General features: G+C 69.0%; 13 protein-coding genes. All 13 read right to left on the bottom strand.

Translation table 11 applies throughout. The annotated features are described in order from the left end of the window. Position 1: 1 nt before the first annotated feature. A complete protein-coding gene (gene biuH, locus CVV76_RS02320; RefSeq protein ID WP_102223022.1) occupies positions 2 to 706 on the bottom strand; it encodes a biuret amidohydrolase in 705 nt (234 codons plus the stop codon). A 9-nt stretch (positions 707 to 715) separates the two neighbouring features. After that, a complete protein-coding gene (locus CVV76_RS02315) occupies positions 716 to 1,639 on the bottom strand; it encodes an ABC transporter permease (protein ID WP_102223021.1) in 924 nt (307 codons plus the stop codon). Then, the gene (locus CVV76_RS02310) at positions 1,636 to 2,748 is read right to left on the bottom strand and encodes an ABC transporter permease (protein WP_102223020.1); all 1,113 of its coding nucleotides are present in this window, start codon (positions 2,746 to 2,748) and stop codon (positions 1,636 to 1,638) included. The genes CVV76_RS02315 and CVV76_RS02310 overlap by 4 nt, the downstream gene beginning before the upstream one ends. A gap of 21 nt (positions 2,749 to 2,769) precedes the next feature. Then, positions 2,770 to 3,888, bottom strand: a complete 1,119-nt coding sequence (locus tag CVV76_RS02305) for a BMP family ABC transporter substrate-binding protein (RefSeq protein ID WP_102223019.1) — start codon at positions 3,886 to 3,888, stop codon at positions 2,770 to 2,772. A 245-nt stretch (positions 3,889 to 4,133) separates the two neighbouring features. Beyond that, positions 4,134 to 4,604, bottom strand: a complete 471-nt coding sequence (locus tag CVV76_RS02300) for a hypothetical protein (RefSeq protein ID WP_102223018.1) — start codon at positions 4,602 to 4,604, stop codon at positions 4,134 to 4,136. 219 nt (positions 4,605 to 4,823) lie between these two features. After that, entirely contained in the window at positions 4,824 to 5,027 is a 204-nt protein-coding gene (locus CVV76_RS02295; RefSeq protein WP_146010233.1) for a hypothetical protein, read from the bottom strand. Between the two features lie 201 nt (positions 5,028 to 5,228). Further along, on the bottom strand, positions 5,229 to 7,907 hold the full coding sequence (locus tag CVV76_RS02290) for a serine/threonine protein kinase (RefSeq protein WP_102223016.1): 2,679 nt from the start codon (positions 7,905 to 7,907) through the stop codon (positions 5,229 to 5,231). 3 nt (positions 7,908 to 7,910) lie between these two features. Continuing rightward, positions 7,911 to 8,714, bottom strand: coding sequence for a PP2C family protein-serine/threonine phosphatase (locus CVV76_RS02285; protein WP_102223015.1), 804 nt, complete (start codon positions 8,712 to 8,714; stop codon positions 7,911 to 7,913). Positions 8,715 to 8,843: 129 nt separating this feature from the next. Then, positions 8,844 to 10,097: a type VI secretion system-associated protein TagF gene (tagF, locus tag CVV76_RS02280; RefSeq protein ID WP_102223014.1), complete on the bottom strand. Its 1,254-nt coding sequence runs from the start codon at positions 10,095 to 10,097 to the stop codon at positions 8,844 to 8,846. 10 nt (positions 10,098 to 10,107) lie between these two features. Then, positions 10,108 to 13,731: a type VI secretion system membrane subunit TssM gene (gene tssM, locus CVV76_RS02275; RefSeq protein ID WP_102223013.1), complete on the bottom strand. Its 3,624-nt coding sequence runs from the start codon at positions 13,729 to 13,731 to the stop codon at positions 10,108 to 10,110. 45 nt (positions 13,732 to 13,776) lie between these two features. Continuing rightward, a complete protein-coding gene (tssL, locus tag CVV76_RS02270; protein ID WP_233192686.1) occupies positions 13,777 to 15,828 on the bottom strand; it encodes a type VI secretion system protein TssL, long form in 2,052 nt (683 codons plus the stop codon). Next, positions 15,825 to 17,159 (bottom strand): type VI secretion system baseplate subunit TssK, encoded by a 1,335-nt coding sequence (gene tssK / locus CVV76_RS02265; RefSeq protein WP_102223011.1) that lies wholly within the window; start codon positions 17,157 to 17,159, stop codon positions 15,825 to 15,827. Before tssK ends, tssL begins: the two co-directional genes overlap by 4 nt. 144 nt (positions 17,160 to 17,303) lie before the next feature. Continuing rightward, positions 17,304 to 20,732, bottom strand: a 3,429-nt coding sequence (locus CVV76_RS02260; protein WP_199178476.1) for a beta strand repeat-containing protein, incomplete at its 5' end; no start/stop codon positions are given.

Here is a 20,732-nt window from a genome sequence, read left to right as displayed (position 1 = left end):
GTCAGACCAGCCCCGCGATCAGCGTCTTGCTGTCCGAGACCGCGCCGAACACCCCGCCCTGCATCTTGACCATGTTGAGCGCGGCCTGATGGTTCGCCGGATCCGTGGCGCCACAGCAATCCGACAGCACCAGACATTCGAAACCCCGGTCGTTCGCCTCGCGCATCGTGGTCGAGACGCAGACATCGGTGGTGATGCCGGTCAGGATGAGGTTGTCGATCCCCCGCGTGCGCAGCATCAGCTCCAGGTCGGTGGCGCAGAAGCTGCCCTTTCCGGGCTTGTCGATGATCGGCTCGCCGGGTTCGGGGTAGAGCTCGGGGATGATGTCCCAGCCGGCCTCTCCGCGCACGAGGATCTTGCCGCAGGGGCCCGGGTCGCCGATGCCTGCACCAATCCGCTGCGAGCGCCAGCGCTTGTTCGCCGGAAGGTCGGCAAGGTCGGGGCGATGGCCCTCGCGGGTGTGGAAGATGTGGTAGCCCTTGGCGCGCATCGCCGTCAGCACCGCCTTGATCGGCGCGATCGGCGCCTGCGTCAGCGACAGGTCATAGCCCATCGCGTCGACATAGCCGCCCTTGCCGCAGAAATCGGTCTGCATGTCGATGATGATCAGCGCGGTGTTTTCCGGGCGCAGGTCGCCGTTCCAGGGCCAGGGGTACGGCTCGGAGGCGATGGTGGTCGGCGTGACGTCGGGGCTGGGCGCGTTCATGGCGGCCTCCTACTTGGTGATGGAGAGCTCGCCCGGCGCTCCGGTGGTGGCGCGGTTGGGCGAGGAGGTGGCGATCAGCACGCCCAGCGTAAGCACGTAGGGCGCCGCGTAGTAGAGATAGTAGCCCTTGGCGATGCCCACCGACTGCAATGCGGGCCCAAGCGCGCCCGCACCGCCGAAAAGAAGGGCAGCCCAGAAGGCCTTGATCGGGTCCCAGCGGGCGAAGATCACCAGCGCCACCGCCATCAGCCCCTGCCCGGAGGAGATCCCCTCGGACCACGAGCCCGGATAGAAGAGCGAAAGGTACGCGCCGCCCACCCCCGCAAAGGCCCCGCCCGTGGCGGTGGCCGCGATGCGGATCAGGTTCGGACGCAGGCCCATGGCACGGGCGGCATCGGTGCTGTCGCCCACCACGCGCAGGATCAGGCCCACGCGGGTGGTCTTCAGCATCCAGGCCAGCAACAGCGCCAGCACGATCCCGATGAGGAAGAGGACGTTCACCCGCAGCGCAGCCTGCAGTTGCGGGATGTCGGACCACCAGCCCAGCGGGATCGACGGCAGGTGCGGCGCGACGGGCTGCACGAAGGCGGTGCCGAAGAAGAAGGCAAGGCCCGTGCCAAGCAGCATCAGGGAGATGCCGACCGCGATGTCGTTGACCTTGGGAAGCGAGCAGATCAGCCCGTGCAGCAGGCCGAAGAGCGTACCCGCCAGCGCCGCCGCCAGCACGCCCAGCCAGGCCGAGCCGCTCAGGTAGGCCACCGCGTAGCCCGACATCGCGCCGAAGACGAGCGTGCCCTCCAGCCCGAGGTTGATGCGCCCCGAGCGTTCGGTCAGCACCTCGCCCAGCGACACGAAGAGGAACGGGGTGGAGACGCGGATCGCGCCCCCGAGGATCGCCACGGGCACGGCCCAGGCGCCGATATCGGTGCTCATCTTGTCCTCCAGCGTTCGGGAGAGAAAAGCCTGAACCGTCCGTAAAGGGTGTCGGACACCAGGATCACCACGAAGACCACCGCCTTGAGGACGAGGATGGTGGCATCCGGCAGGTCCATCCGCCGCTGCACGAGGCCCGAGGAGGCCTCGAACCCCGCCAGGAGGATGGCGACCGGGATGATGGCGAGGGGGTTCTGCCGCGCGAGGAAGGCGATCAGGATGCCGGTATAGCCATAGCCCGCCGCCAGCGAGGCGTTGGCCGATCCCTGCACAGCCGCCACCTCGTAGAAGCCCGCAAGCCCCGCGAAGGCGCCCCCAAGCGCGGTGAAGCCCACGATCAGACGACCCACCGGCAGGCCTTGCACCTGTGCCGCGCGCACGTTGCCGCCAGCGATACGAGCCGCAAAGCCCCAGGAGGTGCGTTCGATCAACACCCAGGTCAGCACGCAGCAGACCAGCGCGACGATCAGGCCCCAATGCACGTCCATCCCCGGGATGTCGCCCACCTGCAGCGACCTGGGCAGCGGCGCGGTGGAGGGCTTGTTGAGGCTCGCGGGATCCCTCAGCGGCCCCTCGACCAGGAAGTTCATCAGCGCGATGCCGATATAGGCCATCAGGAGGCTCGCGATCGTCTCGTTCACGCCGCGGTAGTGCCGCAGTGCACCGACCGCGCCGATCCACAGCGCGCCGGTCAGCGCGCCGCCAAGCGCCATCAGCGGCAAGCCCACGACGCCGGGGGTCCCTGCCAAGCAGACCCCCAGCGCCCCCGTGGCCGTCCCCCCCAGCACGATCGCGCCTTCCCCCCCGATGACCACCAACCCCAGGCGTGCGGGAAGCGCCACGCACAGGGCCGCGAACAACAGAGGGGCCGCGCGTGACAGGGTGTTCTGCCACGAAAAGGCGGTACCGAACCCCGCCTTGTAGACAAGTTCATAGAAGTCGACGGGCGACTTGCCGAGCATCAGGAGGAACAGCGCAAACAGCGCGAACCCCGCGATCAGTGCCGCCACCGGCAGCACCACCCCCTCGGCCCGGCGCGCCAGCGGCGCCAGCCACTCCGTGCGCCGCCCGCCGGTCCCGGGCGCCATGGTCACGCTTTGCTCGGCCATCTGCCCGCCCCCTCTGCCCGGTTACGAGGTGGTGCCGACGACACCCTCGACGAGGTAGTTCATCTTCTCCAGCGCCACGTCGGTCTCGGGCTGGCTGACCCCCGCGGGGATCACCGTGTTGCCCTTGTTGTCCTTCAGCGGCCCCTTGAAGACGACGAAATCGCCGGTCATGATCTTCGCCTTCACATCCTCGAACTGCTTGCGCGCGGCGTCGGAGTTGGCGGACCCCAGCGGCGACATCTTGACGAAGCCCTCCTTGAACCCGCCGCGAACGAAGTTCGGGATCTCCTTGCCCGCCAGAACCTCCTCGACAAAGCCGGTGTAGACCTTGGGCCAGTTCCATTCCGCCCCGGTCAGGTACTTCTCGGGCGCCAGCGCCGACTGATCGGCATGATAGCCGCAGATGAAGGCGCCGCGGCCCGCGGCGGTCTGCATCACCACCTTGGGGCCGTCGACATGGGCGGTAATCACGTCGCAGCCCGCATCGCAAAGCGCGTTTGTCGCCTCGGCCTCCTTCACCGGCATCGACCATTCGCCCGTAAAGATCACCTGGCAGGTGATCGTCGGATCGACCGACCGCGCACCGAGGAGGAAGCAGTTGATGTTCTCGAGCACCTGCGGGATCGGTTTCGCGGCGACGAAGCCGATCTTCTTCGACTTGGTCGCATGGCCCGCGCAGACCCCGTTCAGGTACACCGCCATGTCGATATAGCCGAAGTACGACCCCACGTTCTTCGGGTCCTTCGGCGTCCACAGACCGCCGCAATGTTCGAACCGCACGTCCTTGTACTTCGGCGCGAGGCCCAGGATGAAGGGATCGAAATAGCCGAAGGACGTGGGGAACAGCAGCGTCGCCCCGTCGAAGTTGATCATGGATTCCATGGTCTTGGTCACATCGACCGTCTCGGGCACCTTCTCTTCCTCGACCACGGTCACGCCGGGGATCTTCTTGACCGCCGCCGCGCCCTCGGCATGGGACTGGTTGTAGCCGTAATCGTCCTTGGCGCCGACGTAGATGAAGCCGACGGTCAGCTTGCCCGCGGCACGCGCGGCCATGGGCAGGGTGCCAAGCGCGGTGGCACCGGCAAGGCCGGCAGAGGTCCGAAGGAAGGCGCGGCGGGACAGGATCTTGTGCGGCATCTGGCAGATCTCCGACAGCTGGAAGGGTCACGATTCCGCGCAAGATTGGCAGATGCTGCGCTGCTGTCTTCTGCTAAGTTTGCACCGTACCGCTGCATAAATTGCACCACCTGTATCGGGGCGTGCGCAGCATCCGGGCATCAAGGAGCCGACGGCGCACGCCAAGGCGGCGCCGTGACGTCCTCATGCTGGACAGGCATCAGCCCCGGCGCGGGCTCAGACGCGGGGGCCGACGTGTGGCGCGATCACTTGTCGAAGGGAAGCTTGGCGATCTTGCTGTCGGGTTCGACCGAGGCTTCGCAATTGCCCACCGGCTTGCCGCCCGAGGTACAGCTTTGGACCGCGTTGAACAGCAGGCGCGAGACCTTGCCGCACTCCGTGTCGGGCACGTCGAAATCCACGACCTTGGTCTTGCCCTCGGGCATCGCCCCCATGTCGAGGACAAGCCGCGGCCCGACCACGCCCGCCTGGTCGAACACCACCACGTCGAGCGACAGCTTGTCGAGTGCGACGCCAAGCGCGTTCTCGGTGACAAAGGTCATGCGGCAGGCCTTGTCCGCCTTCTCGGCCTTGTTCAGCTCCACCGTGATCTCGGGCCGGGTCTGGGCGACGGCCCCACCGGCGGCACCGACAGCGACGGCGGAAGTGAGGCCGATGGCGCAAAGGGCAGCGGGAAGGGCGACTGCGCGCCTGGCCGCGTTCCGGACATTCCTCATGTAACCCTGGCTCCCCCGATCTGCCGCTGCCTGCGGTCATGTTCGGGGGTTTTGGGCCGGATCGCAAGTCCGTGATCCGCAAAAACGAACTCCTCCCGCCACCCGGGCAGGAGCATCATATGCGGGACAGGGCGCCCCGCCTCTTCCTGGTGTTCAGCAATACCTCGCCGGGGCATCCGCACCCGTTGCGAGGGGACGCCCCAATTCGCATAGCGCTGGTCAGTGCAGAACGCCGGTACTCCAGACGCGATGCACCTTGATCTTGCGCTCCGCCGGCGGGGCGGGCGGGTTCGGCACCTCGATCGCGGTGCAGTTTTCGCAGGACAGGACCTGCGCGGGCACGACCACCTGGTTGGCAAACGCGGACCCCGCAAAGGCCAGACCCAGAGCAGCGGCGCCGGTCATGAGAACTGTCTTCTTCATGTTCCTACCTTCCATATGCTCCTCAATTTGTAAAATAGGCATTGCCGGACGTCAGGGAAAGCCTCGGCAGCGACGGGAGCGTCACCTGTGGTGAAAACTCCACTGAAACGGCAGGGTGAAGCCGGTTTGCGGCGCCAGTGGGGCCCGTTTTCGGCGGTTTTCCGCGCGGGAGGGCCAAAGATTGCCCTTTAGGGCAATTATTCAAGGCGTCCCGAGCGTCACCATCTGCAGCCCGATCACCGGTGTCCCGGTGCCGCCCGGTGCGGCCAGCGCGGATTTGAGGCGGGCAGAAAGGCCCTGCGCATCCTCCGGCGCGTCATCGGGCGCAGCGCCCGGGCCGATGGCTGCTGCTAGGAACAAAAGCGGCTGCCCCGCCCCCGCGCCCGCCCCGGCCTGCAGCGTGACCTCGAAGCTGCGCGCGCCGCCCTCGGCCGGGCCAAGCCGCTTGCTCAGGTCGTAGACCCCGCCCGCCGCGTCGATGGCGTAAAGCGACAGCGGCCCCTTTCCGGCCCCGGTGATGCGGCCACTGAACGGCTGGCCGGGCTTCAGCGTGGCGGCCGGCAGCCCGATGGTCAGCGGCGCCGCGCCGGCGCGGGCGGCGACGAGCGCCAGCACCGGGCATTGCGCCGGGGTGACCATGCGCGCGCTGACCGAGGGCGCGCCTGCGCCACCGGTCCGGTCGATGGCCCAGCTCAGCGCCGCGACGTCGCGCCCGGCGGCGGCATAGGCGAGGATCGGGCCGCCCTGTCCGCCCTTCTGCGCATAGGCACACCCGAGGGCGTCGAAGCCCGCCAGCAGCGCCCCGCGCTGCGCGGCGGGATCCGCCACCGCGGGGGCCGCGCGCGCGAGGTCGACCCTGACCAGCCCCTCGGGTTGCACCAGCGGCCCCGGCAAGACGACCGGCGCGGCAGGTTTCGGCGCGGGGGCGGGGGCGGCGTCATTCCCGGCGGTTCCGCCGGAGCGCACCGGGGGGGCGATTTTCGGCGCCGGGGTGGGCGCGGGCACGCTGGAGGCGACCTCCGTCCCCTGCCCGCTCACCGCCGGGGCGCCCTGCGGGATCAGCCCCCCGAACCAGGCCCCGGCCCCGAGGACGACCAGCGCGGCGACGCCACCCCCGATCAGCACGCCGGTCTTGGACCCTTGCTTCGTGGCAGCAGGGGCCGCAGGCGCGGCGGCGGCCGTCGGCTGGGACGCTGGCGCGGCGGGCGGCGGTGAGGTGGATGTGGCAGAGGGTGGCGGGCCGAAAGGGCTGTCGCTGTCCCCGGGCGTGGCGCCGTCCGGCGACAGTTCGGCAGCCCCTCCCGGTGGCGAGGTGGCGATCTGCGTCCGCTCCGGCGCCCGCGAAACCGGTGCCACAGATGGCGCCGTCGCCGGAGCCTCGCCGATCACCGTGCGCTCGGCCTCGGGCGGATGGGAGCGGGGAAGTTGCGACTGGGACGGATGAGATTGGGGCGGCTGAGATTGGGGCGGCACCGAACGCGGCACGGAAGATGGCGGTTCGCCTGCCGGGCCGGCCGCCTCACTCCAGATCTGGGTGGTCGAAGGAGCCCCATCGGGTGATGTCGAGGACGGAGGCACCGACGACGGAGGCACCGAAGACGGGTGCGTGGACACCGAAGCCCCAGTCGGAGGCTCGGACAGCTGCGTCGGCTCGGGCGCCCGCGGGGCAGGCTGCACGCGCGGCGCGTCCGTGGTGATGCGGGTCGGTTCGAACCCGCCCCCGGGCGGGGCCGAGATCTCGGTCGAGCGGGCAGATCCTTTCGGTGGCATCCCTTCCCGCGACGCGGGAAGCTCGCTCACCCGCGTCTGCTCGCGCAGGGGCACGCCCCCGGGGCCGGAAGTGGACGGCGCTTCGGTTGCCGGGGGTTTGGTCGCCGGAGGTGCCGCGACGGGCGGAGGAGAGCCCCCCGGCGGATCGGTCGCGGCCGGGCTGGCGGCCGGCGGCGCGGAAGCCTCCGCGACGGGCAGCACGATCGGCGGCGCAGTGCGGGGCGGCCGGGTCTGACCATCCGCCCCGGGCAGCAGCGCCAGCACCTCGGCCATGTCGGCGGGCCGGTCCTTGGGGTCGGGCTGCAGCATCCGCTCCAGCACCGCGGCGACGCCCGGGTCGATCCCCAGGAGGTTCGGCACCGCATTGCGGGCCTCCAGCGCCTCGAAGAAATCGTCGCCCATGTCGAAGGCCTCGCCCTTCGCGGCGGCGGCGGCAACGAGGCCAAGCGAATAGATGTCGGTCCGCTCTGTCACCTCGCGGCCGTACTTGCCCAGCTGCTCGGGCGCGACGAACCCGAACTTGCCGGCGAAGGCGTCGCCGATCAGGGTACGGCCCTTACCCACGTTCGCGGCCTTGGCGATGCCGAAGTCGATGATCTTGGCATGCTCCACCGCGCCGTCCTGCAAGATCACGTTGTCGGGCGAAAGATCGCGGTGGATCACCCCCACCTTGTGCGCCGCCCCGAGGCCCGACGCCACGCGCGCGAGCAGCGTGAACACCTGGGCCGGCGGCATCGGGCCGCGGCGGAGGTGATCGGCCAGAGACTCGCCGCCCACGAATTCCATCACAAGGCAGGGGCGCTTGATGCCCGGATCGACGGTGAAGATCTGGTAGCGCACGATCGCCTCGTGATTGAGGCGGTTGAGGACCGTGGCCTCCTTCTGGAAGAGCGAGATGATCTTGCGGTCATGCGCCAGTGCCGGCAGCACGATCTTGATCGCGACGGGTTCCTCGGTGTGGATGTTGTGGCCGCGATAGACCTCGCCCATGCCACCGGTGTTGAGGTGCTGCTCGATCACGTAGGTGCCGATGATCTCGGTCCCCGGGGCGATCTGGGTCGATTCCGGGATCAGGCTGGCGGGAAGGTCGTCGTCGTCATCCTCAGCCATGGGTCATGACCAGATGTCCTGCGCCGGTTGGCCGGCGGCCTGGCCCCCCGCGGCCGCCCCCTCGCCCACCACCAGCGTCTTGACCGAGGCGCGCACGATCACGATCGTCACGTTGTCGGTCGCCCCCCGCTTCAGCGTCAGGTCGAGAAGCTGCTGGCAGGCCTCCTGCGGGCCATGCGCCATCAGCGCGGCGCGGATCTCGTCATCCTCGACATGGCCGGTAAGACCGTCCGAGCAGAGCAGGAACTGGTCGCCGTCCTTCACCCGGCCCGAGACGACATCGTAGCTGACCTGAGGCGCCACGCCCACGGCGCGGGTGATGACGTTCTTGCGCGGCCAGTTCTCGGCCTCCTCGGCGGTGATCACACCGCGGTCGAGCAGTTCCTGCGCCTCGGTATGGTCACGGCTGACCTGCCGCAGCTCGCCGTCGCGCAGGCGGTAGGCGCGGCTGTCACCCGACCAGATGCAGGCGAATTCCTTCTCGTGCACGAGGATCGCCACGACGGTGGAGCCGATGATCGCCCCGCCGCGCTGGCGGCTGTAATCCTGGATCGCGGAATTGGCGTTCTCCAGCCGGTCGAGAAAGCGCGCCTGGAAATCCGGGGCCGAGGCCGCGACGCCGATGGAGGCCAGCGCCTCGACGATCTTGCCCGAGGCGACCTCTCCGCCCTGGTGGCCGCCCATGCCGTCGGCGACGACCCAAAGGCCCGCGCGGTCGACCACGAGGAACCTGTCCTCGTTGTGGTCACGCACCCGCCCCTCATGGGTCACGGCACCGGTCACGAAACGGAAATACATCTCGGGCATCAGCGGGGGTCCCGGGTACGACAATGCGGGATCGCGGACGATCCGTCCGCCCACGATAGGCGCAAGCGGGGCCGCTTGCCAAGGGCGTTACCGCGCCGTGAAATCACGTGAACCGCGATCTGCGCCATCTCATCTCCCCCCACGGATCAGCAGGCCGAAAGCCGCGCTGTCGGGCAGACCGTCGAGCGCGATCATCGCCGCCGGCCCGCGCCCGCCCCCGTTCGTCCACCAATAGGAACGGCGCGCGGCGGCGCGCAGGTGGTCGGCCGCAGCCACGTCGGACAGCAGGGCCACCGGGTCGTCGCCCTCGGCCATCGCCCAGAGCGCGCGCACCGGGTCTTCCTGGCGACGCGGCAGCGAGGGCCAGGGCTCGGGCGGCGGCCCCCAGGCGTGATCGGGCGGGGCGGCGGCGGGCGATGGCGAGGCCTCCTCCGCTACGCCGTCCGGCACAGCCTCCGACACGGCCCGTGTCGCGGCGGGCAGCGTATCGGCGATGGGGGGCGGCACCTCGGCAAAGGCCGGCAGGTCGGCGGGATCGGGAGGAACGAAGCCGTCTTCCGCAAAGGGGCTGTCATCGCCCTCGGGGAGCGGCGGGGCCTCAACCTGCGCGGCCGCCTCCTCTTGCCCGGCGTCGGGCGAGGCCGGATCGGCGGTTTCCGGAGCGGCCTCTGTCGCGACGTCCGGCACCTCTCCCTCGGCGTCCGGAGACCCTTCCTCTGACACTGCCTCCGCCGCCACGGTGTCATCCCCCTCCGCGGCCGGGGTGGCGGGATCGCCCTCCTCCGCGGCCGCGCCGTCCCAGATCGCGGGGTCGGGCGCGCTGGCCGTGGGATCGGGGGAGACGAAGGTTTCGGCCAGGACCTGCGCCGCGGCCTTGGCCTCCTGCTGCGGCTCCGTCGACAGATCCACCGGCGCCTCTGGCGGCCAGGGTGGCAGCTCGCCGATCGCCAGCCCCTCGGACAGCACCGAGGCATCGGCAAGATCGGAAAGCCGGAAGGCCGCGCGTAGCCGCGCCTCGAGCGCGCCGTACCAGCCCTCGCCCGCGTCGACCACGGGTGGCGGCGGAAATGCGCGCCCCCGGTCGGGCAGCAGGAGGATCAGCGGAAACAGCCGCCCCACCCGATCGCGCGAGGTCATCATCGCCCCGGCACAGGCGGTGCCGAACACATCCGGCCCGATCCAGAAGCGCCAGACCGGCGCCGCGGCCCAGGCCCCCGGCCAATGCGGTCCGGCGGCGTTGCGGGCGCCCGCCATCACCTCCTGCAGCCACCCCTCCAGCGCCTGCAACACTGGCGCCGGCAGGTCGCGGCTGATGAAATCGCCCTTGGCGGGCAGCTTGCCGAAGACCCCGGGCCGTTCCGACGCCATCCCCCTCGTCGTCATCCGCCCCCTCCTAGAGCCCGGTCGGGCACTGGAAATCGCTGAGCGAGCGGATCCCGAACAGGTTCACCAGCGCCCCCACCTGGATCGAATAGGCGATGTAGCGCCCGCCGATCGTGTATTGCACCTGCACCTCGCGGCCCGAGATCCGCGGATGCCCCATCTTGACGAAACGGTAAAGCGCCCAGGGCCCGCGCGGCGCCGCCAGCACGCTGTCGCGGCCCTGAAGCTCGGGCGCGAACTGGACCGACGCCGAGCCGTCCGCCGACCCGCCCGGCCAGGTGAATTTCTGCGCTACGTTGCCTTGCTGGCGGGTGGTCATGGTCTGGCCGTTGATCTCCAGCAGCGCGGCCTGCACGTCGTTGTGGATCGCGGTCTGGGCGATCGTCAGCTCCACCCCCGGGATGTTGGAGCCGGAGGGGAAGAAGGCGGCCCGGATCTCGGCCGCGCGCTGGAATTCGCGCAGCGCGGCGGTGGACAGGCGCGAGCCCAGCGGATCGCCCGCCCGCCACTTCCAGTCCTTGCCGGAGATGTCGGCGTATTTCACCAGGTACTGCGAGAAGAACCGGTCCATCACCCCGCCCGGCGCGAAGATCCGGGCGAAGTCGATCATCTGCACGTCGCGCGAGGAGCGGCGCGAGAACGGATAGGTGTTCTGCACGATCTTCTGGCACTGCTGCGTCACCTGCACCTGAAGCTGGGCGTTCAGGTCGGCAAGCGAGGCGTTGGTCGCGTCCGAGGCGAAATCGTCGGCCAACTGGTTCACCATGCGGCCCAGCGGATCGGGCAGCCGCGAGGAAGCCTTGGACTTCAGGTTGCCGACATCGAGGCTGATCTGCTGCGCCGCCGCCGCGGGCGAGGTGGCCGACAGGATGACATCGGTATGCAACTTGTCGAGCATCGCCAGAAGCTGGTCGATGGTGCGCTGTCCGTCCGGTCCCTCGAACATGTCGTGGTAGGCGGCGAAGTTCGCCTCGATCGCTGCACCCGGCAGCGGCTGCGCGCCGCCCCCGCCGCCCGCGCGGTTCTGCGATTTGCCGCCGTTCAGCGCGATGAACAGCCCGACCCGTGCCAGCCCCGAGGTGCGCGACAGCGCGCGGGAGCTCAGCTCGCTTGCCGCCATGCCGACCGCGCCGTTGCCGCCTTTCGCCTGCGCCGCAAGCGCCGCGACCTTGCTGCCGGCGGCCCCCCCGCCCCCGTCCCCGTCATCGGCGAAGGCGCGGGTCAGCCGGGTTTCCTGGTCGATCGCCTGCATCAGCAGGAAGATCGGCGACAGGCGCGGGGCCGAGGCAATGCCGAGCGTTGTGTAATTCGGCTTGTCGGCGGCCATCGGGCGGAACTTGATGTTGGTCAGGACCCTGTTCCACGCGGCGATGAAATCGTTGGTGTAGCGGTTCATCAGCTCGGGCCCGAGGCGCTTTATCTGGTCCTCGACATCCGCCTGCTTGGCGTAATCGCCCATCACCCACTGGTCGTCCTCGATCTTCTGGGCGACCTGGGCGAGCTGCGGCAGGAAGAAGTCGTGGAACCCGCGGTAGGTATAGAGGCCGGGCACGGTCAGCGACTTGAAATCCGACCCGTCGACCGTCTCGAACACCTTGTCGCTGTCGGCTCCCGCCCGCTGCGCCACGTTGAAATCGGGCACGCCCGAGAATTCCGCCGTGCCGTTCACCAGAAGATAGGCCTGGTCGGCCACGCTCATCCGCGCCAGCATCCGCTCCGCCTGATCCACCAGCGCGCCGTTCAGGCCCACCGCCGTGCGCCCCGTGGTATCAAGCGTCAACATCGCCTTGAGGTGGTCCATCAACTGCTGGCGCGTGCTGTCGTCCAGCGGGAAGGCGGTCTTCCATTCCTTGTTGAACCAGGCCAGCACGACCTTGTCGTCGGGCTTCGGCGCAGCGTCGCCCAGAAGCTTGTATACCTTCAACGCTTCATAGACCGACAGCGTGTCGTTCTTCTGGATGAAGTCGGTCAGCTGCTGCTCCAGCCCCATGATCAGCCGCGGGCGCAGCATCCGCTCCAGCGCGAGGTGATAGGAGGTGACGGCGGCCGAGTGCAGGCGCGGCTCCACCGCGAGGCCATAGCCGTCGAGAAAGGCGCCCTGCCCGTCCGGCCCGGCATAGCCCGTGGGCATGGTGCGCAGCATCTGCAGATAGCCCGCCACTTTGCTGGGATCGGGATCCTGGATCTCGGTCTTCGCCAGCTCGTCGCGCGCGACCGAGGCGTAATTCATCACCGCCGCGTCGGCGGTCGCAATCAGCTGGCGGTTCTGGTAATAGCTCATCCCCCAGACACCCAGCAGACCCAGCGTCACCAGCGCCAGCGCCCCGAAAGCCGCGCCACGCATCAGCATCCCGCGCCGCACCGCACGCCGGTCGTAGCTGACCCAGCCGCTCTCGGCAAAGATCACCCGGGCCAGCAGGTCGTGCAGGAAGAAGCTCTTGCCCTTGCCCGACATGCCGGTCCCGGCCATGGCCCCCGCCGGCATCGCGCCGAAGCTGCGCTCCATCTCGCCCAGCACCTGGTCTATCGGCGTGCCTTCCTGGGTGCCCGAGGAAAAGTAGAAGCCGCGCAGGTTGGCGTTCACCCGGTAGCGCGAGCTTTCGAAGATCGAGGTGACGAGGCCCTGCAGACGCTCGCGCAGCATCGCCACCTGCCCCGGAAAACCGAAGATCTGGATCCGGCTGACCGGGTCCGGTTCCTCCTGCAGGCGGTCGGTGACCTCTTCCGAAAGGCGCGAGACGAGGGCGTCGTATTCCCGGCCGAAGAGACCGACGGTCTGTTCCTTGCGGCTTTCCGTCTGGAAGGTCGCGCCCCAGACCTTCTGCCGCCGCGAGGCGCTGAACGACCCGAAGAACTCTGTGAAGCCGGCGACGAGGTCGGCCTTGGTGAACAGGACGTAGACCGGCACCTCGATCTTCAGCGTCTCGTGGATCTCCATCAGCCGGGCGCGGATCGCCTCGGCGTGGCGGTCAAGCGTCTCTTCGGTGCCCGACAGCACCTCGTCGAGGCCGATCGCCACGATGACGCCGTTGATCGGCTGCTTCGGGCGGTTGCGCTTGAGAAGCCCGAGGAAGGAAGACCAGCTCTCGCTGTCGGCCTCCTTGTCGCTGTCTTGCGTGGTGTAGCGGCCGGCGGTGTCGATCATCACCGCCTCTTCCGCGAACCACCAGTCGCAGTAACGCGTGCCGCCCACGCCCGCCACCGCGCCGCCGGTCTTTTCCGACAGCGGGAACTTGATCCCCGAATTCAGAAGCGCCGTGGTCTTGCCCGCGCCCGGCGGCCCGATGATCACGTACCACGGCAGATCGTAAAGATACTGGCGCGAGCCCGAGGATTTCTTCAGGACCGCCAGCGCCTCGGTCATCCTCTCGCCCAGCTGGTCGGCGTCGCCCGTCACCTTCGGTCCGGCGACGGCATCCTCCAGCGCGGCCTCGGCCTTGCGGGCGCGGAGGAAGCGGATCAGCCACACCACGAAGGCGATGAGCCAAGCCACCGCGATGATCGCGATCCGCACCCAGACCGGGGCGAAGGGCTGACTTTCGCCGAAGCCCACAAGCGGGGCCGCAAACCAGACCGCCGCGCTGAAGCACAAAAGCCCCAGCACGACCAGGATACGTGTCAGCCAGACCTTCATGCCCGCGCCTCTTGCCGTCCGGCGCCGTTCGACCGTGCCGTCATGTCACTTGCCCTCCGGCGTGGCCGCCTTGCCCGCCGCGTCCGCCGCCGCCGCGGTGTCGACCACCTTGCCGGGATCGAGCGTCTCCTCGCGTTGCAGCAGGATCTCCACCCGCCGGTTCTTGGCCCGGCCCTCGGCGGTCTTGTTGTCCGCGATCGGCTCGTCCGAGCCCTTGCCCTGTACCTCGATCCGGGCCGGATCCTTCAGCCCGGCGGCAATCACCCTGGACACGGATTTCGCCCGCGCGACAGACAGATCGAAGTTGTTCTTGAACCGCCCGCGCCCCGAAAGCGGCACGTTGTCGGTATGGCCCACGATCAGGATCTTGCCCTTCTCGCCATCGAGCGCGGCAGCGATACGCCCGCCGATCGGGCCGAAATCGCCCTTGGTCTCGGCACTGCCCGAGGCGAAGAGCACGAGGTTGTTGAGGGTGATCGCGATGTATTCGCCCTGCTTCGCCACGGTCAGCTTGTCGGCCTTGATGTCGTCGCCAAGCGCCTTTTCCACGCGCTGAAGCTGGGTCGGGCCGGCCCCCGGCGGCGGCTTGAACTCGGGCGCCTTGTAGGGTTTCGCGGGCGGTGTCGGTACGGTCGCGATCTGCAGGATGCGCACCTGGTCGCGCGGGTTCACCGCGATCACCCGCTGCGCCAGCGCATCGCCATCCGCGGTGATGAACTGCCGCATCCCGATATAGGCGCCGACGAGGATCGCCGCCGCGATGCAGACGGCAACCCAGACCGGCAACCCGCCGCGCGTGCGCCGCATGGCGATGTCGAGGCCCTTCCAGCGCGGCGAGATGTCATCGTCGCCGCGCGGCTTGATCGTGCGCAGCGTCTCGTAGATCCGCCGGCGCACGCGCTGCAACTCCACGTCGCCGCCGGGCATGCCGCGGTACTGGCCCTCGAAGCCCAGCTGCAGGCAGGTCAGCATCAGCTCCAGCAGGTAGTATTTCCGCGCCGGATCGACGAGCGCCTTCTCGACCTCCTGGAAGAACCCCACGCCCGAGGTGCGGCGGTTGAAGAAACGCGCGACCATGGAATACTGCATCCAGACGCCACGGTCGGTGCCGGGCAGGTTCTGGACGATGTCGTCGGCGGTGCCGCAAAGGCAGTATTTCGCGACCATCGCATCCTGCGGGTCGACTCCGGCCGCCAGCGCCCGCTTCTCGAAGGCCTGGATCTCGTCGGTGACATGGGTCATCAGCGGGACCGCCTGCATCTCCACGATCTGGCTGCGCAGTTGCCCGAACAGGATCAGGAGGCCCGCCGCCGCCGCGGTGATCGGGTTGACCTCGGCGCTGATGCCGGCGGTGCGAACCTTGAGCGCCTCCTCCAGCGCGATCTTGCGGGCAGGCGCGCGCATCGCCGGTTCGGGGCGGCGCTGTTCGGGGAAGAAGCTGTCCTGGTTGACACCGGCCTGCCCCAGCCAATGACCGCCCTGCTCAGGCGGGGTCGGGGCGGAGAAGCTGTCGAACGGGCTGTCGCCCTGCCCGCCCTGGCTCTGCCCGCCATAGTTCTGGCCGCCATAACCCTGCCCCGGCTGGTGCGGCGGCGGAGAGGGCTGGCCCCAATCGGTCGGGCCCTCGGCCGGCTGGCCCCAGGAATTGCCCTGCGGCGGCTGTTCCCAGCCCCCCTGAGACGGAGGCTGCCCCCAGCTACCCTGCCCCGAGCCGCCCTGCCCGGAGCCCCAGCTGTCGAAATCCTGCCCGCCAAAGCCGCCGCCCTGCGCCGGGGGCTGGCCCCAACCTCCCTGATCGCTTCGCTGACCGCCGCCCTGCGGACCACCATGTTGCGGCGGAAGTGGCGGCATCTGCCCGATCACCGTGCGCTGACCACCGCCCGCGGGCTTTTTCGGCGCGGCGGGCTGCTGCGGCGGTTGTTGCGGGGCGGGCGCCCCCCAGGGGTCATGCCCCGCATCGCCCGGCGGCTGCCCTCCAAGGCCGCCCCCCTGACCTCCTTCGTGGCCGCCCCCCTGACCGCCCCCGCCGGCCCCGGAGCCCGGCATCGGACGCAGCACAGTGCGTTGCGGGGGCTTCTTGGGGCCGTCGGAGCTCATGCCGGGTTCTCCATGATCGCCCAGAGCTCAAGCTCCAGCCCCGGCCAGTCGCCCGCGAAATGCAGCCCGATGGCCGGTGAATTGGAGAACTCGCGCCAGAGCGCCGCGTTCTTGTCGATGCCGAAATAGACGTGGCTGGAAATCGCCCGGATCTGCCGCGGTGGGGTCGGCAGATGCACAAGCTCCAACCCCGGAAGGTTGTTGCCGACGATCTCGCGCATCCGGGTGGTGGGGCCGACCTTGCACAGCGCGTTGAACTGGCCCTGGATCTGGGTCAGCGGCTTCGACGCCGCCACCTCGATCACGAAGCTCGCGTTGCGGAACATCGTCGGGTCCGGCACCTTGGCCATGAAGGAATTCGGCGCCAGCTGCTCCAGCGGCAGGCGCGTCGCCCGGCCGAGGTCGCGCGACAGCAGCCGTTGGATATCGCGCATCACCGGCTCGAACGACGTGGCAAGGTCGTCCTGGTCGTAGGCCGCGTATTCCGGCGCAAGCCGCGTCGTGTCGAAGGTCCAGAGCTCCCCCGACAAGCGCAGGAACTGCTGGAACAGCTGCTCGGGATGGATGTAGCGCGCCTTGCGGGCGTGGCGCAGCAGGTTGATCTCGCGGTTGAGGACCAGCAGCATGAGGTAATCCGCCGCCTGCAACCCCCCGCCCGAGGTGGGATCGGCGGCATAGCGCGACAGGCTCATCAGCTTGGTCTCAACCCAGCCGATCACCCGTTCGACCCAGCCCGACACCACCGGGTGCGCGCCCACCGACAGAACCGGCGGCGCGAAGGTCTCGTCATAGATCACCTGCTTGTCGCGGACCTCGACGATCCTGGCGAGCTTCAGGCAGTGAAAGCCCGGCTTCTCGGCCTTGCGGATGTCGAAGGCAAGGCGCGGTTGGGCGACCTCGATGTCCTGCTCCAGCCGCATCGCGGCGGTCGCGTCGCTCACCGTCTCGCGATCGAGAAAGAAGCGCGACCCGCGCGAGGCCTCGTCGTCGGTGCCGACCTCGCGCATGTTAGGCGTGGCCATCGGCATGGTCAGCCAGACGAAACAGCCCTCGGATCCCTCGGGCACGTCGATCGCCGGAGGCGCCGCCGATGTACCGGGCAGGTCGAACGGCGTACCGTCCTGGAAGATCCCGCTGGCGCGCCGCAGCCCGAACTTGTTCTGCTGGGCCACGTCGCGATCGGTCTCGATCTCGGAAAACCCCCAGGGATAGGGGCTGGTCAGCCGGGTCCGGCTTTCGAGCAGCTTTTCGACGTAGCGGTCATGCTGCTGGAAATGGTGCGGCTGAAGGAACAGGCCCTCTTTCCAGGCGACTTTGCTGTACCAGGACATGTTTGCCTTTGATGACCTGCGTTGGGTGCGGCGTGAACGGTCGTGACCGAACCGCCCCAGGTTAGACGAGATGCCGCAATCGACAAAGACCCGAGTGCGGGCCCGGCCCCCGGGGTTCTGTTCCGGGGGCCGGTATCGGGGGCATCAGAATTGCAGCCGGAGCTGCGCGGTGACGCCGATCGCGTGGACGTCGCTCGAGAAGCGGCTGTCGACCCGGAACGAGGCGTTGAGCTGCTTCGCGGGCCCGACCGTCCCCGGCTCCAGCACCTTGAGGTAGTCGACGCCGAAGGAGATCTCGCCGAAGGTGCCGATGTTCGAGGTCTTCGTCGTGCGCGCGGTGCCGCCGCCAGAGGGGGTGTAGACCGATACCACGTCGGGGCTGAAGTCGTGGTAGACCGTCCCCGTCACGAAGGTGCCGAACAGCGCGTCGCCGGCCTTGTTCTCGCGCGTTTTCTGCAGGCTCGCCGCGATGTAGACGACCTTGTTGGTATGCGCCTTGGTGACCACCGGGAAGGTGGTGTCCGAGGTCGCCGTCTCCTTGTAGTTGGTCGTCGAGTCGCCGACCCGCGTCAGGCCGAAGCCCACGCGCGGGATGAACGACAGCCCCTTCCCGATCGGCTTGGCGATCGCCACGTCGCCGGTCAGCGTCGTGCCGTTCACCGAGGTCGAGGTTCCCGGTTCGAAGAAGTCTGGGTTGGTGAAATCGAACTGGGTATGTTCGCGCCGCAGCTGCAGGTTGAAGGCCATGTTGCGCTTGGTCGCGACGAGGTAGATCCCACCGAAGGCCTGATCGAACTTGGAATGCGTGACCGAGCTGACGGTGCCGGTGGGCTGGCCGTTCAGCACGTTGACCGCGTAGACATCCTGCGAGGTGTTGCCGTGGTTGACCCCGGCATTCACGCCGTAGACCACGTCCCACCCGCTATCGGAGTTGTAGCAGCCCCAGTCGCCGCCGACCTGCAGGCCGGTATAATTCGCGGTGACCTTGCTCGGAAACTGGCTGACGCCGTTGTCCGAGGTGGCGGTGGCGCTGGCGCGCCCGCCGACCACCCGGCCCCAGCTGCCCGGCGCGCAGAACGCCTTGGTCTCGTAGACCGGGGTCGAGGCGAAGACCGACGAGGGCCGGTTGATCACCGTACCGATCAGCGACTGCACCACCGCAAGGCCCGAGGCGTTGCCGCCGACCCCCGGGTTCAGCGCCGGGGTCAGCGTCACGCTGGTCGGTGTGACCACCTGGCTGACCACCAGCGCGCCGGAGCTGCTCAGCCCCGTCACGTCGTAGCTCAGCGCGTCCAGGTCAGTCCCGGTGATGACGGTGGTATCGGCGGCCGAGGTGGTGACCGTGCCGATCAGGTTGTAGTTCATCGTCACCGTGCCGCTGCCGCCGTTCAGCGACAGCGTATCGGCCTGGCCCGCCGCCAGGTCGGCATCGACGTTGAACGTCGTCGCGCCCGAAGTCGTGCCCGCCACCGTCAGGTGCTGGTCCGCTGCGCCGTTGGCCATGTTGACGGTGCTGCCTGACAGATCACCCGTGATTGTCGACGAGGCGCCGTCCGCCAGCGTCAGCGTCCCGCCCGACACGCTTCCCGCCAGGGTGGAGCCGCTGGCCAGCGTCACGAGGCCCGAGTTGGAAAGATCGCCGCCCAGCGTGGACCCGATCCCGACCGAGATGGTGCCCGCGTTGATCACGTCGGTGCCCGACAGCGTCAGCCCGTCGCCCACCGTGATCCCGGTCGAGGCCGAGGAGGTGTTGGTGATCGTGCCGAGGCCCGTGTAGCTGCCGCCGGTGACGGCCAGCGTACCCGTGCCCTCGTTGACGAAGGCCGCGCCGGATCCGGCCAGCACCCCGGCGACGGTGAAGCTGCCCGAGTTGGCGACCGCGCCGGTGATCGTGCCCGAGGCGTTCACCGTGCCCGAGGTCGACATCGTGCCGTTCCAGGCGCCCGAGGTGTTCACCGTGCCGGCGTTCGACGTCAGGTCACCGTTCCAGGTGCCCGTGTTGTTGATCGTCCCCGAGGCCTCGTTGGTGACGTCGGCGTTGTAGGTGCCGGCGTTGTCGACCGTACCCGCGTTGTCCAGATCGTCGGTCAGCGTGCCGCCCGCACTCACTGTGATCGTGCCGCCCGAGAGGTTGGACACGTCGCCGGCGACCAGGGTCGCGCCGCTGGCGACCGTGGTCGTGGTGGCGTTGGTCAGGGTTCCGCTGATCGTGGTGGTGCCCGAATTCACCGTCAGCCCGCCGGTCCCGGCGTTGCCCACGTCGCCGTTCACCGCCAGCGTGCCGCTGGTCCCGACCGCGCCGGATCCGCTGTTGGACAGATAGCCGTTGACCGTGCCGGTCAGGCTGGCATTGCCGCTGTTGAGAAGGTTGGCCGTCGTGACCGTGCCCGAGGACGTCAGCGTACCGGTATTGGTGACGTCGCCGCCGGCCGAGACGGTGGCGCCGCTGGCCACGTTCATCGTACTCGCATTGGTCAGCGCGCCGCTGAGCGAGAAGGTCCCCGCCTGCACGTTCAGCGCGGAGGAATCCGACGTGTTGGCATAGGTGCTGACCCCGCCGAGCGATGCGGTCACGTTGACCGTGCCGCCGCTGCTGTTGGCGACCGCCCCGTTGAGGGTGCCCGCAAGATTGGAGGTGCCGGTGTTGGTCAGCCCCCCGCCCGCGGTGACCGTGCCGGTCGAGGTGAAGCTGCCGGTGTTGCCGATCGCGCCCGCGGTGTTGAGCGTGCCAGTGCCGCCGACCGACAACGTCCCGCTATTGGTCACCGAAGAGGTCCCGCTGACCGAACCGGTGATGTCCACAGTGCCCGAGGTGACGCTGGTCGCGCCGGAATAGGTGCTGGAACCGCTCAGCGTCAGCGTGCCGCTGCCCGCCATCGTCAGCCCGCCCGACGAGGTGGTGACCGCGCCCACGGCGAAATCGCCCGCGCCGCCGAAGCTCAGCGCGCCGGTCCCCGAGATCGTGCCAAGGGTCAGCGTCCCCGCGTCGGCGGCGATCAGGCTGTCGCTGCCAAGGGTCGCGCCGGTGACGGTGTTGTTGCCCGAGACGTTGCGCAGCGCGCCATCGTTGCTGATCCCCGTGCCGTTCAGCACGATCGCGTTCGACAGCGAGATGCCGCCCTGAAGCTGCAGCGCCGCATTGCTGGACACCGTGGTCGTGCCGGTGCCGAGGGCGGTGCCGCTCTGCACGTTCACCACGCCCGCGGTGATGCCCACCGCCCCGCTCAACCCACCGTTCGCGCCGGTCAGCACCAGCGTGCCGGTGCCCGCCTTGGTCAGCGCGCCCGAGCCGCTGAGCGTGCCGCTCAGCGTCAGGGTGTTGGTGCCGGTGTCGATGGTGCTGTCCGCGCTCGCCGTCACGTCGCGGTCCGAGGTGAAGCTTCCGGTCGCGGCCAGCGTGCCGCCGTTCAGGTCGACCGAGGCGATGCCCGTGCCAAGGTTCGCGGCGGAGCCGACCGACAGCGTGCCGTCGCTGATCCGGACGGTGCCGGTGCCAGTGTTGCTGCCCGTCAAGGCAAGCGTCCCGCTGCCCTGCTTGACCAGGTTGCCCGCGCCGCTGATGGTGCCCGCAAA

It is taken from the genome of Acidimangrovimonas sediminis, assembly GCF_002871005.1.
GTDB lineage: Bacteria > Pseudomonadota > Alphaproteobacteria > Rhodobacterales > Rhodobacteraceae > Acidimangrovimonas > Acidimangrovimonas sediminis.
This window is presented reverse-complemented; position numbering and strand designations above follow the sequence as displayed.

Bases quoted from the DNA above. Each gene is read 5' to 3' on its own strand.
- tssL (WP_233192686.1), bottom strand. From the start codon at position 15,828: ATGAGCTCCGACGGCCCCAAGAAGCCCCCGCAACGCACTGTGCTGCGT.
- tssK (WP_102223011.1), bottom strand. From the start codon at position 17,159: ATGTCCTGGTACAGCAAAGTCGCCTGGAAAGAGGGCCTGTTCCTTCAG.
- tagF (WP_102223014.1), bottom strand. From the start codon at position 10,097: ATGACGACGAGGGGGATGGCGTCGGAACGGCCCGGGGTCTTCGGCAAG.
- biuH (WP_102223022.1), bottom strand. From the start codon at position 706: ATGAACGCGCCCAGCCCCGACGTCACGCCGACCACCATCGCCTCCGAG.
- CVV76_RS02315 (WP_102223021.1), bottom strand. From the start codon at position 1,639: ATGAGCACCGATATCGGCGCCTGGGCCGTGCCCGTGGCGATCCTCGGG.
- CVV76_RS02290 (WP_102223016.1), bottom strand. From the start codon at position 7,907: ATGGCTGAGGATGACGACGACGACCTTCCCGCCAGCCTGATCCCGGAA.
- CVV76_RS02310 (WP_102223020.1), bottom strand. From the start codon at position 2,748: ATGGCCGAGCAAAGCGTGACCATGGCGCCCGGGACCGGCGGGCGGCGC.
- CVV76_RS02295 (WP_146010233.1), bottom strand. From the start codon at position 5,027: ATGAAGAAGACAGTTCTCATGACCGGCGCCGCTGCTCTGGGTCTGGCC.
- CVV76_RS02305 (WP_102223019.1), bottom strand. From the start codon at position 3,888: ATGCCGCACAAGATCCTGTCCCGCCGCGCCTTCCTTCGGACCTCTGCC.
- CVV76_RS02285 (WP_102223015.1), bottom strand. From the start codon at position 8,714: ATGCCCGAGATGTATTTCCGTTTCGTGACCGGTGCCGTGACCCATGAG.
- tssM (WP_102223013.1), bottom strand. From the start codon at position 13,731: ATGAAGGTCTGGCTGACACGTATCCTGGTCGTGCTGGGGCTTTTGTGC.
- CVV76_RS02300 (WP_102223018.1), bottom strand. From the start codon at position 4,604: ATGAGGAATGTCCGGAACGCGGCCAGGCGCGCAGTCGCCCTTCCCGCT.